This window comes from Variovorax sp. Soil_C_26 (assembly GCF_057657075.1).
Window position 1 is genome coordinate 686,797 of sequence record NZ_JBDGJC010000001.1, and the last position, 14,294, is coordinate 701,090.

General features: G+C 67.3%; 15 protein-coding genes. 11 read left to right on the top strand and 4 right to left on the bottom strand.

What is annotated here, in order from left to right; translation table 11 throughout:
• Positions 1–2: 2 nt before the first annotated feature.
• From AC3A6G_RS03160 to AC3A6G_RS03175, 4 genes are all read left to right on the top strand, one after another.
• A complete protein-coding gene (locus AC3A6G_RS03160; RefSeq protein WP_487858243.1) occupies positions 3–521 on the top strand; it encodes a methylated-DNA--[protein]-cysteine S-methyltransferase in 519 nt (172 codons plus the stop codon).
• The gene (locus AC3A6G_RS03165; protein ID WP_487858244.1) at positions 518–1,471 is read left to right on the top strand and encodes a DMT family transporter; all 954 of its coding nucleotides are present in this window, start codon (positions 518–520) and stop codon (positions 1,469–1,471) included. Before AC3A6G_RS03160 ends, AC3A6G_RS03165 begins: the two co-directional genes overlap by 4 nt.
• Positions 1,472–1,663: 192 nt before the next feature.
• On the top strand, positions 1,664–2,506 hold the full coding sequence (locus AC3A6G_RS03170; RefSeq protein WP_487873022.1) for a hypothetical protein: 843 nt from the start codon (positions 1,664–1,666) through the stop codon (positions 2,504–2,506).
• 78 nt (positions 2,507–2,584) lie between these two features.
• Positions 2,585–3,289 (top strand): glutathione S-transferase N-terminal domain-containing protein, encoded by a 705-nt coding sequence (locus AC3A6G_RS03175; RefSeq protein WP_487864056.1) that lies wholly within the window; start codon positions 2,585–2,587, stop codon positions 3,287–3,289.
• Between the two features lie 139 nt (positions 3,290–3,428).
• Here the strand turns inward: AC3A6G_RS03175 and AC3A6G_RS03180 are convergent, their stop codons facing one another.
• A complete protein-coding gene (locus AC3A6G_RS03180; protein WP_487864057.1) occupies positions 3,429–3,770 on the bottom strand; it encodes a 4'-phosphopantetheinyl transferase family protein in 342 nt (113 codons plus the stop codon).
• A gap of 377 nt (positions 3,771–4,147) precedes the next feature.
• Between AC3A6G_RS03180 and AC3A6G_RS03185 the strand changes: the two genes are divergently transcribed.
• The gene (locus tag AC3A6G_RS03185; RefSeq protein ID WP_487864058.1) at positions 4,148–4,987 is read left to right on the top strand and encodes a plasmid replication/partition related protein; all 840 of its coding nucleotides are present in this window, start codon (positions 4,148–4,150) and stop codon (positions 4,985–4,987) included.
• A 3-nt stretch (positions 4,988–4,990) separates the two neighbouring features.
• On the opposite strand, the gene AC3A6G_RS03190 is transcribed toward AC3A6G_RS03185, so the two are convergent.
• Entirely contained in the window at positions 4,991–5,575 is a 585-nt protein-coding gene (locus AC3A6G_RS03190; protein ID WP_487858250.1) for a BPSL1445 family SYLF domain-containing lipoprotein, read from the bottom strand.
• A gap of 247 nt (positions 5,576–5,822) precedes the next feature.
• Here AC3A6G_RS03190 and AC3A6G_RS03195 point away from each other — a divergent pair, with 247 nt between their 5' ends.
• The 4 genes from AC3A6G_RS03195 to AC3A6G_RS03210 all read left to right on the top strand — a co-directional run bounded on the left by AC3A6G_RS03195 (position 5,823) and on the right by AC3A6G_RS03210 (position 9,435).
• On the top strand, positions 5,823–6,965 hold the full coding sequence (locus AC3A6G_RS03195; protein ID WP_487873023.1) for a DSD1 family PLP-dependent enzyme: 1,143 nt from the start codon (positions 5,823–5,825) through the stop codon (positions 6,963–6,965).
• Positions 6,955–7,350 (top strand): RidA family protein, encoded by a 396-nt coding sequence (locus AC3A6G_RS03200; protein ID WP_487858252.1) that lies wholly within the window; start codon positions 6,955–6,957, stop codon positions 7,348–7,350. Before AC3A6G_RS03195 ends, AC3A6G_RS03200 begins: the two co-directional genes overlap by 11 nt.
• A gap of 155 nt (positions 7,351–7,505) precedes the next feature.
• Positions 7,506–8,690: a phosphatase PAP2 family protein gene (locus AC3A6G_RS03205; RefSeq protein WP_487873024.1), complete on the top strand. Its 1,185-nt coding sequence runs from the start codon at positions 7,506–7,508 to the stop codon at positions 8,688–8,690.
• 82 nt (positions 8,691–8,772) lie between these two features.
• A complete protein-coding gene (locus AC3A6G_RS03210; protein WP_487873025.1) occupies positions 8,773–9,435 on the top strand; it encodes a hypothetical protein in 663 nt (220 codons plus the stop codon).
• A 29-nt stretch (positions 9,436–9,464) separates the two neighbouring features.
• On the opposite strand, the gene AC3A6G_RS03215 is transcribed toward AC3A6G_RS03210, so the two are convergent.
• Positions 9,465–10,433, bottom strand: coding sequence for a LysR family transcriptional regulator (locus tag AC3A6G_RS03215; protein ID WP_487858255.1), 969 nt, complete (start codon positions 10,431–10,433; stop codon positions 9,465–9,467).
• A gap of 102 nt (positions 10,434–10,535) precedes the next feature.
• Here AC3A6G_RS03215 and AC3A6G_RS03220 point away from each other — a divergent pair, with 102 nt between their 5' ends.
• Together AC3A6G_RS03220 and ggt are read left to right on the top strand one after the other, a co-directional pair.
• On the top strand, positions 10,536–11,522 hold the full coding sequence (locus AC3A6G_RS03220; RefSeq protein ID WP_487873026.1) for a Bug family tripartite tricarboxylate transporter substrate binding protein: 987 nt from the start codon (positions 10,536–10,538) through the stop codon (positions 11,520–11,522).
• Positions 11,523–11,525: 3 nt separating this feature from the next.
• Complete coding sequence (gene ggt / locus AC3A6G_RS03225; RefSeq protein WP_487873027.1) at positions 11,526–13,157, top strand: gamma-glutamyltransferase; 1,632 nt, start codon at positions 11,526–11,528, stop codon at positions 13,155–13,157.
• Between the two features lie 297 nt (positions 13,158–13,454).
• Here ggt and AC3A6G_RS03230 read toward each other — a convergent pair whose 3' ends face one another.
• A complete protein-coding gene (locus AC3A6G_RS03230; protein ID WP_487873028.1) occupies positions 13,455–14,201 on the bottom strand; it encodes an SOS response-associated peptidase in 747 nt (248 codons plus the stop codon).
• Positions 14,202–14,294: the final 93 nt, after the last annotated feature.

Here is a 14,294-nt window from a genome sequence, read left to right on the forward strand (position 1 = left end):
CCATGAAGTTCAAGAGCAAGACCATCTACACCTCGCACATCGACACGCCGCTCGGCGGCATCACGATGGCAGCCACCGACCAGGGCCTCGCGGGCGTCTGGTTCGACCAGCAGCGCCACTGGCCCGACACCACGGGCTGGCAGACACGCGACGACCATCCGGTGCTCGTCGAGGCGGGCGCGCAGCTGCGCGACTACTTCGCGGGGCGGCGCAGCAGCTTCGACGTGACGCTCGATCTGTCGCATGGCACCGCGTTCCAGCAGAGCGTGTGGCGAGCGCTCCGCAACATTCCCGCCGGCCAGACGCTGAGCTACGGCACGCTGAGCGCACATGTCGGCAACCCGGCCGCGGTGCGTGCGGTCGGCGCGGCGGTCGGGCGCAATCCGATCAGTGTGATCGTGCCCTGCCACCGGGTGCTCGGTGCCGACGGCTCGCTCACGGGCTACGCGGGCGGCCTCGAACGCAAGACCGCGCTGCTCGAGCTCGAACGGGCGAGCCGTGCGATATTCGACGCCCCATGAGCACAACGAACAACGACACCGCGCCCAACCCCGCCACCCGGCCCAAGGGATGGCTCGTCGACCTCGTGCTGCTGGGCGCGCTCTGGGGCGCCTCGTTCCTGTTCATGCGCATCGGCGCGGCGGAATTCGGCGCGCTGCCCGCCGCGGCGGTTCGCGTCGGTGTGGCGACGCTGTTCCTGCTGCCGCTGCTGTTCATTCGCGGCCATGGCCCCGCGCTCGCCACGCACTGGAAGGCGTCGATGGCCATCGGCGTGCTGAATTCGGGCATTCCGTTCGCGCTGTTCTGTTTTGCGCTGCTGACCATCAACAGCGGCCTGGCCGCGGTGCTCAATGCCACGGTGCCGATGTTCGGCGCGCTCGTGGCCTGGGCCTGGTTTCGCGACCGGCCCGACGGCTCGCGCATCGTGGGCCTCGTCATCGGCTTCGCCGGCGTGGCCATGCTCGCGAGCCGCAGCGCCGGCCTGCATGCCGGTGCCGACAACCATGCGGCGCTGTGGGCGGTGCTGGCCTGCCTCGGCGCCTGCGCGAGCTATGGCGTGGCCGCCAGCGCGACGCGGCGCTTCCTCGGCGGCGTGCCCGCGCTCGCCACGGCCACCGGCAGCCAGATCGGCGCGACGCTGTTCCTCGCGCTGCCGGCGCTGTGGTTCTGGCCCACGCAGATGCCGAGCCTGCGCGCCTGGCTCGCGCTGCTGGCGCTCGGCATTGCGTGCACCGGCCTCGCCTACATCCTGTTCTTCCGCCTGATCGCCAACGCCGGCCCGGCGCGGGCACTGACCGTCACCTTCCTGGTGCCGGTGTTCGCGGTGTTCTACGGCGCGGTGTTCCTCGGCGAGAACATCACGCAGTGGATGCTGATCTGCGCGGCGGTCATCGTCTGCGGCGTGGCGCTGTCGACGGGACTCGTGAAGCTCTGGCCCGGTGCCGCAGCATCGCCTTCGCGGCCACGTTGATACTTTCTTGCTCGTCCTGGGGCGTGGATCGACAACGTCCTACATACACAACGGCAAACTGCGCATGGGGTACCTCGGCAAGCGCCGGTAGCCTGGGGGCATTCAAAGGGGAGCGTTGCCCGGCAGCATCGCGTGCATGAAGCAGCACGCGGGCCCGAGGCCTTTTTTTTGCCTGTCGAAGGATTTCATTCAATGCTGTTGCTCCGCTCCCGCCCATTCGCCAACCCTGCCCGGCTGACGACACTGGGCGCACTGGCCGGTGTCGGCTTTCTCTGTGCACCCGCCCTTGCGTGGGCCGAGCCGTCGCCTGCACTCGACCGCTTCAGTTTCTCGGTCGGTGCCTTCAGCGCCGAACCCAAGTTCAATGCATCGGTCACTTCGGTCTACAGCGGTACGCTGCGCACGCGCGACCTCGAGCCCGGCCGCGTGACCATGCCGCGCATCACGGCCGACATGCTGCTGGGCGACAACCACGGCTTCTCGTTCGACTACTACCGCTACAAGCGCGATTACTTCGGCCAGGCTGCCGGCAGCGAATCCATCGGCGGCTTCGGCACGGTCAATGCGTTGGGCAATGCCAACATCGACGTCAAGCTCGAGTTCGCCAAGCTTTCGTACAAGTGGTGGATGGGCTCGGGCAACACCGTGTTCGGCCTCGGCGCGGGCGCCGCTTACTACCGCATCGACAGCAACGCGAATGCGATCGTCGCGGTCAACGGCCGCGTCGGCACCATCAACGAGGGCGGCAGCGACGACGCCATCGCGCCGCTGCTCGAACTGGGCGTACGGCACGCAATCAGCCCCGACCTGCGGCTCTTCGCCGACGTCTCGGGCGTGCGCAAGGGCGGCGGCCGCTTCCACGGCAACATCTACAACGCTTCGGCCGGGGTCGAGTGGTTCCCGGTGAAGAACGTCGGCCTCGTGTTTGCCTATGGCGTGACGAACATCGACCTCTCGCGCGAAAGCCGCACGGCGGAGACCCGCCTCAAGGTCAAGATGCATGGGCCTTCGGCCTTCCTGAAGGCGCGGTTCTGAGGCGCGGGCCATAGGCCGGCAAGAGCGACGCGCTGGTGCGATCTACACTGGCGTCGTCACTCCCCTGCACCAATCACCATGTCCGACCTTTCCAGCTTTGCCATCACCCGCAAGTGGCCCGCGCGCCACCCGGACCGGCTGCAGCTCTATTCGCTGCCCACGCCCAACGGCGTGAAGGTGTCGATCCTGCTCGAAGAAACCGGGCTGCCGTACGAGCCGCACCTGGTGAACTTCGAGACGCAGGACCAGCTGTCGCCCGAGTTCCTTTCGCTCAATCCGAACAACAAGATTCCCGCGATCCTCGATCCCGACGGACCGGGCGGCCAACCGCTGGCGCTGTTCGAGTCGGGCGCCATCCTGCTCTACCTGGCCGACAAGACCGGCCAGTTCATCCCGACAGACGCGGCGGCGCGCTACGAGACCGTGCAGTGGCTGATGTTCCAGATGGGCGGAATCGGACCGATGTTCGGCCAGCTCGGCTTCTTCAACAAGTTTGCCGGCAAGGACTACGAGGACAAGCGCCCGCGCGACCGCTACGTGGCCGAATCGAAGCGCCTGCTCGGCGTGCTCGACCGGCGCCTTGCGGACCGTGACTGGGTCATGGGCGAGCGCTACACCATCGCCGACATCGCCATCTTCCCGTGGGTACGCAATCTCGTGGGCTTCTACGAGGCGCGCGAGCTCGTGGGCTTCGACGAGTTTCCGAACGTGGCGCGTGCACTCGACGCGTTCGTGGCCCGGCCCGCTGTGGCCCGGGGTTTGGCCATTCCGAAGCGCGGCTGAGCGCACATCAATGCAGCGGGCCGTGCTCGCGCGGGGCCCCGTCGAGCGAGGGCCTGAGCAGCGCCGCACCGAGCCAGCGGACCAGCGCCTCGGCGCGCTCGCGCGAAGGCGCGTCATGCAGCACGAAGTGCGCCGGTGTTCAGTCGGGCGATCCCCGATGCCACGCGAGAGCGGCGGTATAACCGGCCGGCGCGTCGAGCGCCATGGCTTCGAAACAGCCCCACGCGGGCACCGCGCATTCGAGGGCGAAGCGCTCGCTATCGCTCGGGTGGATGCCGACCGACTGCAGGTGCTCGGCCATGCCGACACCCACGGCCTTCAGCAGCGCCTCCTTGGCAGCCCAGCGCATGTGGAGCGCCTGCACCGGGTCAGTGGCTTCGCGCACTTCCCGGGCTTCGCGCGGGGTGAAGGCGATCGAAAGGATTACCTCGGCGTCGAGCCCCGCCCGGCACTGCTCGATGTCGACTCCGAGGGCATGCACGGTGCGCGGATCGCGGTGGCCGTGAAGCGCACGCGGTCCGCGGTCCTTGCAATGCGGTCGGCCCGGGCGCGCTCGGCGTTGGTCAGCCATCGCCGGCCGCCACGGCCTCGGCCCGCGTGTCGAGATCGAGTCGATAGACTTCGATGCCTGCGGGCAGTGGCGAATCAAGCCGGCGCATGGGATGCCGCGGCGCACTTCGTGGACATGGATGCATCCTCGGGAAGTTGATCAAGATCAGGCGGGCCGTTCGCCGCCCCATCCATCCAGACGTCCCGGCACCGGATCTGTTCACTTCGTTCTGCACATCGGGCGGTGCCCCGCGCCCGGGCCTCTAGAATTCCGCCCCTTTGCCTCCCGGTTTGCCCGCTCCTCACCGCATGAACATCGTCGTCAACGAAGAACTCAAAGCCTATATCGATCCCCTGACCCCGGAGGAATACGAAGCCCTGGAACGCAGCATCCTGGCCGAAGGCTGCCGCGATGCGCTGGTGCTGTGGGGCGATGTGCTGGTGGATGGCCACAACCGCTACGGCATCTGTCAGAAGCACGGCCTGCCGTTCCAGACGGTGCAGAACACGCGCTTCAAGACCATCGAGGACGTGCACCTCTGGATGATCGACCAGCACCTGGGCCGGCGCAGCATCTCCGACTTCCTGCGCGGCGTGCTGGCGTTGCGCAAGAAGGACATCGTCGACAACCGTCGCGCGCGCACGGCCGCCGAGACCGCGTCGCCCGACGACGCACCATTCGACGGGGACACGCCGCCCTCGGCCGATCCCACCACGGCCCTGCCGCCGCCCGCGCCGCTCAACAGCCGCGAAGCCATTGCGCGTGCCGCCCGGCTCAGCAGCAACCAGGTGGTGATGATCGAGAAGATTCAGAAGCAGGCCGCGCCCGAGCTCGTGGCGGCGGTGAAGTCGGGGATGATCTCGATCAACACCGCGGCCGCCGTGGCGACGCTGCCGGCCGAGGAGCAGGTGTCCGCGGCGAGTGCGGGGAAGGACGAACTCCGCCAGGCCGCGAAGCGCGTGCGCGAAGCCAGGCGCAAGCCCCGCGAAGAAGCCGCCGGCGACAGCGACGCGTCCGGCGATCAGCTTGCGCCGCAGGCCGACCCGCTCGAAAGGCTGGCGCAGCGCGTGGCCGAGCTCACGGCCGAGAACGAAGCGCTACGCAGCCAGGTGGCCGAACTGCAGGCGCAGTTGGCCACCGCCAGCTAAGGACTACAGCCGGATCTCGGTGATCTTCGCGCCCGAGAGCGAGACCCCGGCCTCGAGGCCCACGTTGGTGAGCACGAAGCCCACCACCGGCTGGCGCATCGTGTTGGTGTCGATGCTGCCGTTGGCGCCGATGTTGGCGGCCGCCACTGTGGCGTCGGCACCGGCCGTCCATCCCTTGCTGTTGCGGAACTTGTCGAGCGCGGCCTGGTTGGTGAACACATAGATCACCGCCTTCGACTGGGCGCCGGCCTGGAAGCCGATCGAGCCCGCCGTCGTGCTGTAGTAGGACTGCGTGCTGCCCTTCACGCGCAGCGCGCCGCGGCCGTATTCGGCGCCCACGCCCATGCTCGCACCGACCACGGCCGGGAACACCAGCACGCCGCTCGACGAGGCGACCAGTTCGCGTGAACCCTTCGCGGAGTTGTAGAGCTTGGACAGTGCGGCGTCGACCTGCGCATCGATCGAAGCGCGCGACGACATGGCGCTGGACTTGTCGTCGGGGCGCGTGGTGGTGCAGCCCACGACGGCGACGCCGCCGACCGCGACGGCGCATGCAATGGCAAGGCTGCGGAAATGAATGGATGGCATGGCGTTCTCTCCTCTTCTTTGACTACATGATGGGAAAAGCCGGGCGCTTTTTGCGGCCGGCCGCCTCTTCGGCTTCTCCATGCTACGTCCGGCAAGCCGCGCCAAAAGCGGCTTGGGAAGACCGCCTACGCGAAGTCGCGACGGCCTGGAATCGTTGGCCCCGCCGACCGCCATCATTCAGTCGGAGTTAACGATTGAATCAATTCAGTTCAACCACCTCCTCCACCGGATTGCCTACAGTACGGCCATGCAGACCCCACCCGGCACCCTCCCGCTCGGCACGCCCGCCGCCCTCATCGACCTGCCGCGCATGCAGCGCAACATCGCGCGCATGCAGACGCGCATGCAGGCGCTCGGCATGCGTTTTCGCCCGCATGTGAAGACCACCAAGTGCACGCCCGTCGTACGGGCCCAGCTGGCCGCGGGCGCGCAGGGCATTACCGTGTCGACGCTCAAGGAGGCGGAGCAGTTCTTCGCCGATGGCGTGACGGACATCCTCTATGCGGTCGGCATGGCGCAGCACCGGCTGCCGCAGGCACTGGCGCTGCGGCGGCAGGGCTGCGACCTCAAGATCATCACCGACAGCGTGGACTCGGCCCGCGTCATCGCAGAGTTCGGCCGCGCGCACGACGAGGCCTTCGAGGTGTGGATCGAGATCGACACCGACGGCCACCGCTCCGGCATCAAGCCCGAGGAGGCCGCGCTGCTCGCGGTGGGCGACGCCCTCGCGGCGGGCGGCATGCGGCTGGGCGGCGTGCTCACGCATGCGGGCTCCAGCTATGAGCTCGACACACCCGCGGCACTGGCCGCCATGGCCGAGCAGGAGCGCGCGGGCTGCGTGCGTGCCGCCGAGCGCCTGCGCGCTGCCGGCCTGCCCTGCCCGATCGTCAGCGTGGGCTCGACCCCGACCGCACTCTCCGCCGAGCGGCTCGACGGCGTCACCGAAGTGCGCGCAGGCGTCTACGTGCTGTTCGATCTGGTGATGCACAACGTCGGCGTCTGCACCACCGACGAGATCGCGCTCAGCGTGCTCACGACCGTGATCGGTCATCAGGTGGACAAGGGCTGGGCCATCGTCGATGCGGGCTGGATGGCGATGAGCCGCGACCGCGGCACGCAGAAGCAGAAGCACGACTTCGGCTACGGGCTGGCCTGCAGCCTCGACGGCCAGGTGCTCGAAGGCTACGTGCTGAGCGGCGCCAACCAGGAGCACGGCATCCTGTCGCGCGAAGGGGCGCCCGACACCGACATTGCGCAGCGGCTGCCGATCGGCACGCAGTTGCGGATCCTGCCCAACCACGCCTGTGCCACGGGCGCCCAGTTCCCCGCGTACCACGCGCTGTCGCAGGACGGCACGCTCGCCGCATGGAGCCGCGTCCATGGCTGGTGAACCCGTGCGCCCGCGCTACGTCGCGCCCCCGGGCCTGCCGACGCCCGGCGGCCATTACAGCCACGCCACCGTGGCCAACGGCTTCGTCTTCGTTTCGGGCCAGTTGCCGATCGCACCCGATGGCACCCGCCTGGGCGACGCCCCATTCGAGCAGCAGGCGCGCCAGGTGCTCGACAACGTCGAGGCCGCGTTGCGGGCAGCCGGCAGCGGCATCGACCGGCTGGTGCAGGTTCGCGTGTACCTCGACACGGTCGACAACTGGCCGGCCTTCAATGCGGTGTATGCGCAATGGGCTGGCGCGGCGCGGCCTTCGCGCGCCATCGTGCCCACGGGGCCGCTGCACTTCGGCTTCAAGGTGGAGATCGAGGCCGTGGCGCTGGCCTAGCAGCGGCGCCGGTCTGCTGGCGGGCGCTTCCACACAAGGTGTTGCGTTTCGCGTGGCCGGCACCCCGGCATCGCGGGGTTGTATCGTCGTACGATTCGTTAACAAATTCGCCTCCCAAGGCGGCTCCGAAACGTGCCACGAAAGCAAACCAAAGGATGCATTCGCTGAATCTCGCGCTCTTCGAGGCGCTCGCAGCCGGCTTTTCCCCGCCCTCCACGCTGCTGCAGCTTGCCTCGGCGATCGCGCTGTGGTCCTCGTGGGCCTGCGCGGCCGTGCTCGCCTGGGTGGCTTGGCGCCGTGCATCAGAACGCGGCCAACTTCTCACCGTGCTCGCGGCCGGCGGCGCGGCTTCGCTGATCGCGCACGAGATCGCGGCGTCCATCGGCATGCCGCGGCCCTTCATGGTCGGGCTCAGCCCGGCGCACGTGCCGCACGGCGTGCGCGCGGGGCTGCCGAGCACGCACGCCACGGTGATGTTCACCATGGCCTTCATGCTGCTGTGGCGGCGTCCGCTGCGCGACGTGGGGCTGTTCCTGCTCGCAGTGGCCGCGGCAACCGGGTGGGCGCGCATCCACGTCGGCGTCCATTTTCCTTTCGACATCGCCGCCGGCGCGCTGCTGGGCGCGGGCATCGCTGCCGCGCTGTGCGCGGCGCGGGCGGTGGCGGCGCGGCTCGCACCGCGCGACTGCGCCAGCCTGCTGGCGAATCCGCTGCGGCGGCTCGCGGGCGGTGGCGCGGCACCTTGCGTGGTGCTGATGTTCATTGCGGCGGCTGCCTGGATCGGCATCCATACGCCGCATGCGTTCGGCCCGTCGATGCTGGAGGAAAACGGACCGATCGAGAACGGAACGATCCAGCTGTACCTGCTCGCGGCGCTGTGCTTTCTGCTGGTGCGCGTCGAAGCCATGTCGCAGTGGGACCGCGCGGCGGTCTGCGTCGTGCTGCTCGGCTTCGCGGCGCGCGAGGCGCATTGGTTGCTGGCGCATCTGGATGCGCAGGCGCATCTGCTGCGCGGCCCCGCGACGCTCGCGGTGTTCGTGCCTGTCGCCGTCGCCGGCGCATGGCTCGCGCGGCGCGCATGGTTGCAGCGCGGGCCACTGCGCGCCTGGTCCCGCTGGCGCCCCGAAGCGATGACGCTGATCACCTTCGGCGCGGTGGTCGGTGCCGCGCTGGTGCTCGACCAGATTCCTTCTTCGGCATCTGCGCAGTCCGCGTACCTGATGCTGAGCTTCGAGGAGGTCCTGGAGCTGTGCTTGCCGGTGCTCGCACTGCTGGCCGCACTGCAGGCGAGGCTGGGCAGCACGGACTCCAGGCGCGGGCGAATGGCGAGTGCGGCCTGACGGGTGCGGGACGCCTCGGCGTCAACTTCATAATCGCGGCTCCCCTGAAACCTAACGAACCACGAATGAACGAGCCGCCCCCGTGAGTGCTGCAGATTTTCTCTTGTCCGCCGCGGTGCAGAAGCTGCTGCAGGTCGTCTACGCCGCCCCCGACCAGCCGCACGCGGCGAGCGAACTGGCCCGGCACACGAAGCTCGCGCCTGACGAGGTCGAGCGCACGATCGAACACCTCGTCGAAAGCGGCATCCTCGCACGGCAGAAAGGAGAACCCGACGCGCCGGCCACGGTCACGCTCGACCGTTCGTTCATCTTCCACCGCGAGCTGCGCAGCATCGCGTTGAAGTCATTCGCCGCGGCCGAACCGATCCGCGCCATGCTGCGCGCCAAGTTCAAGGACGCGGTCGTGCGTGCCTTCATCCTGGGCGAGGACGCGCACGACAGCACCGTCGAGCTTCTGGTCGTGCATGGCGCGGTCATGCCCGACCGCGCGGCCATGGCGGCGGCCTGCCAGAAGCTGTCGAAGTCGCTGCATCGCCACCTGCAGGTGCACGTCATCTCGAACGCCCGCTTCGAAGGACTGACGAGGCCGCGCGACGTGCTGGCCGAAAAACTCGCGGCGCCCTCGGCGTTCGAGATCGTTGCGCCGGGCGACACCAAGGCGCAGTTGCCGACCGCGCGACGCGGCTTGCTGCACAGCGCGAAGAGGACGTTGGCGGCGCTGTCGCCTAGGCAAAAGCGTCCGTAGGCGAGCTCCGGCACAGGCTGGTGCGGCGGCTACGCGCTGAGCGGCGCCAGCACTGGCGCGGCAGGCAAGCTCCGCGCATGCGCCCTCAGGCAGGCGATGAAATCCATGAGTGTGGCTGAGACGTGTTCGCGGTTCCACACCACGGTGATCGGGCCGAAGCGGATGTTCGAATCAAGGGCGATCTTCCTGAACAGCCCCAGCGAGGCCATGTAGTCCGCCATGGATTCCGCACACACGCCGACATAGTCGCCCTTTTGCAGCAGTGCCTGCATCATGGCCAGCGACGCGGTTTCTGCCTTGGGCACCAGCCACGATGCCTGTTGCTCGATGAGATAGGCGTCCATCTGGATGCGAGTGAGCGTACCAAGGGGCGGCATCACCCATTGCTCGCGCAGCACGTCGGCAAAGCCCGGCGGCTGCTTGCTGTCCCAGTGCTTGCTGCCCTGGCCGATGACGATGCTCACCTGGTCGTCGAAAAGCACGTGATGCGCCAGCTGCGGCTTGTGCGCCCTTGCATCCAGCACGCCGATCACGGCATCCATGGCACGCGTGTCCAGGCCCTTGAGCAGGTCGTCGAACAGCCCGTCGTGGATGGACACGGCCACATCGACATGGCGCTGCTGGAACGCGGTCACGGCTTCGGGCAGGCCGCCGGCGATGCCTGCCCAGACGCTGCCCACGTTCAGACGCGGCACGCGCCCCGCAGCCACCGCATGCATCTCGCGGCCGGTACGCACGATATCTCCCAGCACGGTGATGGCCAGCCGCTTGAGCAGATGCCCCGCAGGCGTCAACTGCACCTTGCGCCCGCGCACCATCAGCGGCGTACCCGCCACGCGTTCCAGTTCTGTCAGCCAGTGCGACATGGCAGATTGCGTCATGTGCAGCCGCGCCGCCGCCTCGGTCAGCGTGCCCGCCTCGTCCAGAACCAGAAAGGATTCCAGATGCCGGACCTTGATGCCCCGCGCCCAGGAAAGGCCTTCTGAACGTTCAATCATGAGTAAACCTTCATATATCCATTTTGCATTTTCACTAGGTAGATGGCTGCCTTTGTCATGAAAATTACCTCATCTTTCATGACAAGCCCCGGAGGAATCCCAGTGTCCAAAGCAATCACGAACGTCCACAAGATCCTGATGGGTGCCGCGGTCGCGGCTACCGCGGCGACCACCGTGTACGCGCAAACCTCCTATCCCAGCCGTCCCGTGCGCCTGGTCGTATCGCAGGCCCCGGGCGGCAGCAGCGACACGATCGCACGCATGTGGGCCGAACACGCAGGCAAGGCCATTGGCGCCACCATCGTGGTGGAGAACAAGCCCGGTGCGGGCGGCATCATTGCCGCACAGAGCGCGTTGAATGCGCCCGCCGATGGCTACACCCTGCTGCTGGGCAGCGTGTCGCTGATGGTGCTCAACCAATTCACCTACAAGCCGCTGCCCTACAACCCAGCGCAGGATTTTGTTGGCGTGACCATGCTGACCACCGTGCCGTTCGTGCTGTCGGCCAATCCAGCCGCGGGCATCAAGACGCTCAAAGATTTGACGGAAAAAGCCAAGGCGGCGCCCGGCAAGCTGAACTTCGCATCCGCCGGCCTGGGCAACTCCACTCATCTTGCCGTCGAACTGATGGCCAATGCTCTGGGCATTTCGATGACCCACATCCCTTACAAGGGCGAGGCCGACGGCATCCTGTCCACCATCGGTGGGCAGACCGAAGTGATGGCACCGGTGTATGGCACTGCCCTGCCCCACATCAAGAACCACAAGCTCAATCCGCTGGCCGTGTTGTCGCCACAGCGCACCCCTGAACTGCCCGATGTGCCCACCCTTGGCGAGCTGGGCGTGAAGGGCTTTGACAACATGGGTTGGAGTGCGGTGGTGGCACGCACCGGCACGCCGCCCGACATTGTGGAAAAGCTCAACAAGGCGACGGCAGCCTTCCACAAGAGTCCCGACGTGCAGGCCAAGCTCAAGAGCATGGGCGTGATCCCCATGTCCGGCCCTTCCGCGCTGGTCATGGAAACGGCGGCGCGTGATACCAAGGCCTGGGGGCCTACGCTCGAGGCGCTGAATCTCAGCGCCAAATAAGCCATGAAAAAAGAAGCCATGGTGGTCTGTCCGCAGCCGGAGGCCGCCGAATCCGGCATCGACATCCTGCGCGCAGGCGGCAACGCGGTGGATGCTGCGGTAGCCACCGCGCTGGCCCAGACGGTGGTGGACCCGCTGATGTGCGGCATCGCGGGTTTCGGCACTGCCGCCGTGTACCTGCCCGGTGCTCAGGTGCATGAATATTTCGACTTCCACTCGCCCGCGCCGCTGGCGGCCAGGGAAGACATGTGGGAGCACCTGTTGGAGGGCGAGACCAGGGATGGCTTCGGCTTCATCCTCAAGGGCCGCGTCAACGACATCGGCCCCCAGTCCATCGGAACGCCGGCAACGCTCAAGGGCCTGGAGGCCATGCACCAGGCGCACGGTCGCTTGCCGTGGCGGCAGGTGGTGGAGCCCGCCATCCGATGGGCGGCGGACGGCTACTTTGTGCGTCCCGGCATGCACGCCTTCTGGATCGACGAGCCCAGCATGGGCCGCGTCGGCAACCTAGAGCGCCTGCAGTACTGCGAGGACAGCCGCCAGTTGTACTGCCGCCCCGACGGCCGCCCCAAGCCCATCGGTGCGCCGCTGCGCAACGAAGGCATGGCCGCCGTGCTGCGCCAGATTGCCGAGGAAGGCGCGCGCCCGTTCTACCAGGGCGACCTGGCGCAAAAGATGGTGGCGCACCTGCAGTCGCTGGGCTCGCTGATCACGCGCGACGACCTGGCCCGGTACCAGGTGCAGCGCAACGCGCCGCTGGTGGGCCGCTACCGCGACCGCACCATCACGACCAACCAGCCCCCGGGTGGCGGCGCCATGCTGCTGGAGATGCTCAACATCCTCGAGCACTTCGATCTGGCGAACCTGGAGCACAACAGCGTCGCCTACTTGCAGACGCTGTGCGAGGCCATGAAGAAAGCCACGATCGACAAGGACCGCTGCATCGGCGACCCGAAGTTCTTCGACGTGCCGCTCGATCAGTTGCTGTCCAAGGACATGGCCCGTGATGTGGCCGAGCAGATCCGCGCGGGTCATCGCTTCGACGTGGAACGCGTGAACCCCGGCGCTCCCGTGCCGCGCGACACCACCCATCTGAGCGTGGTGGACGCCGACGGCAATGCCGTCTCCCTGACCCACTCACTGGCCATGCCCTCGGGCATCATCACCCCGGGCATGGGCTTCCTGTACAACGGCTGCATGGGCGTGTTCGACCCGCGCCCGGGCCGCGCAGGCAGCATCCAGCCTGGCAAGAGCCGCTTCACCTCGTCATGCCCCACCATGACCTTCAAGGACGGCGAACTCGACGTGGTGCTCGGCGCCCCCGGTGGCACGCAGATCGCGATGGGCGTGCTGCAGGTGCTGCTCAACGTGATCGACCACGGCATGGAAATGCAGGCTGCCGTGTCGGCGCCACGCTTCTCGTCCACCAGCAACGCCATCGACGTGTGCAACCGCATTCCGCGTTCCATCACGCGCACACTGGAAGCACAGGGATACGCCGTTGGCCGCAACCCGTACAACTACACCATCGGCTGGGTGCACGGCGTGCAGGTACAGGCCGATGGCCTGCACGGCGGCGCCGACCCCGGCCGTGATGGCGTGGCGTACCGACTGCGCATGGATCCTGCGCGCTGATCGGTTGGGTCCGAACCGTTGTCGGGCCGCTGGAGGGAGTTGAATCGAGACAACAAAAAGCCCCTGTAGCAGAACTGCTACAGGGGCTTGTGTCTGGCGGAGTGGACGGGACTCGAACCCGCGACCCCCGGCGTGACAGGCCGGGCACAAAAGTCAACAACGACGCCAGGTTCAGCCCTGTTTGATATTCCAAAATCAACGCAAGCGCCCCAGCATTCATGCGGGTTCCGCGAGGTCCATTCCAAAAAATCTGGACCGCCACCGGACCCGCATCAAACGCCTCGATCGGCGCCGGGGCTACAGCAGCCCAGGCTGAACCGGCGGCTGCGGCGACTCTTTCGCCTTGGGGATCTTTGGTGGCAACGGCTCTGGCGTCATCGTCAGGAGCTCGGCCGGGTACTCACGCATGAATCCGAACGCCTCCTGAGGCGAGGCGTCGAGCCAGGGCTCGAACTGCGCCGGCGGGAGGATGACGACCATGCGCTTGTCCTGTTTGTCGACTGGCCTCTTCAGATCCGGCCGATGCATGTGCATGAACAGCGGATGTGTGTCTGCGTTGATCGTCAGCATGGTGAAGCTGAGCTCCCACTCCCCGCTTGCTGGGTTCTTCCAGGGCGACCAGAGGCCCGCAACGCCGATCGCATCATCGTTGGCCGCCGTGAACCTCGTCGGAATCGCCTTACCCGTGCGCCAGTCCGGTTCGTAGATCGCCTCGCAGGGAATGATGCAGTGCCGCGGCTTCGCCCATGCGTTCTTGAAGCTGGCTAGCTGGTCGACGGTCTCGGCTCGGGCGTTGTAGGTGCGCAGGCCGTACTTCACTTCCTTGGCGAATCCCGGCAGCAGACCGAAGTGGCCGTCGACCAGTTCCAGATCCGGCACCGCCTCGTCGCCTGAATCGCGCTCGGGCGGCCGGCGGATGAAGGGCGCCATCTGCGTCGGGTAGATGTGCGACCCGCCGGGCGGCGGCTGCCACGCCGGCGGGAGCTTGATGCCCAACTTCTCGAGCTTCCGGCGGCGAGTTTCAGCCTGGTAGTGGGAGCACATCGGTTCATTTTTGCCCGGGCGGGCCAATACTGTCCACGTTCGATGTACGTCATAATACTGTACATTCATACAGTATCAAGGGGACTGCACGGT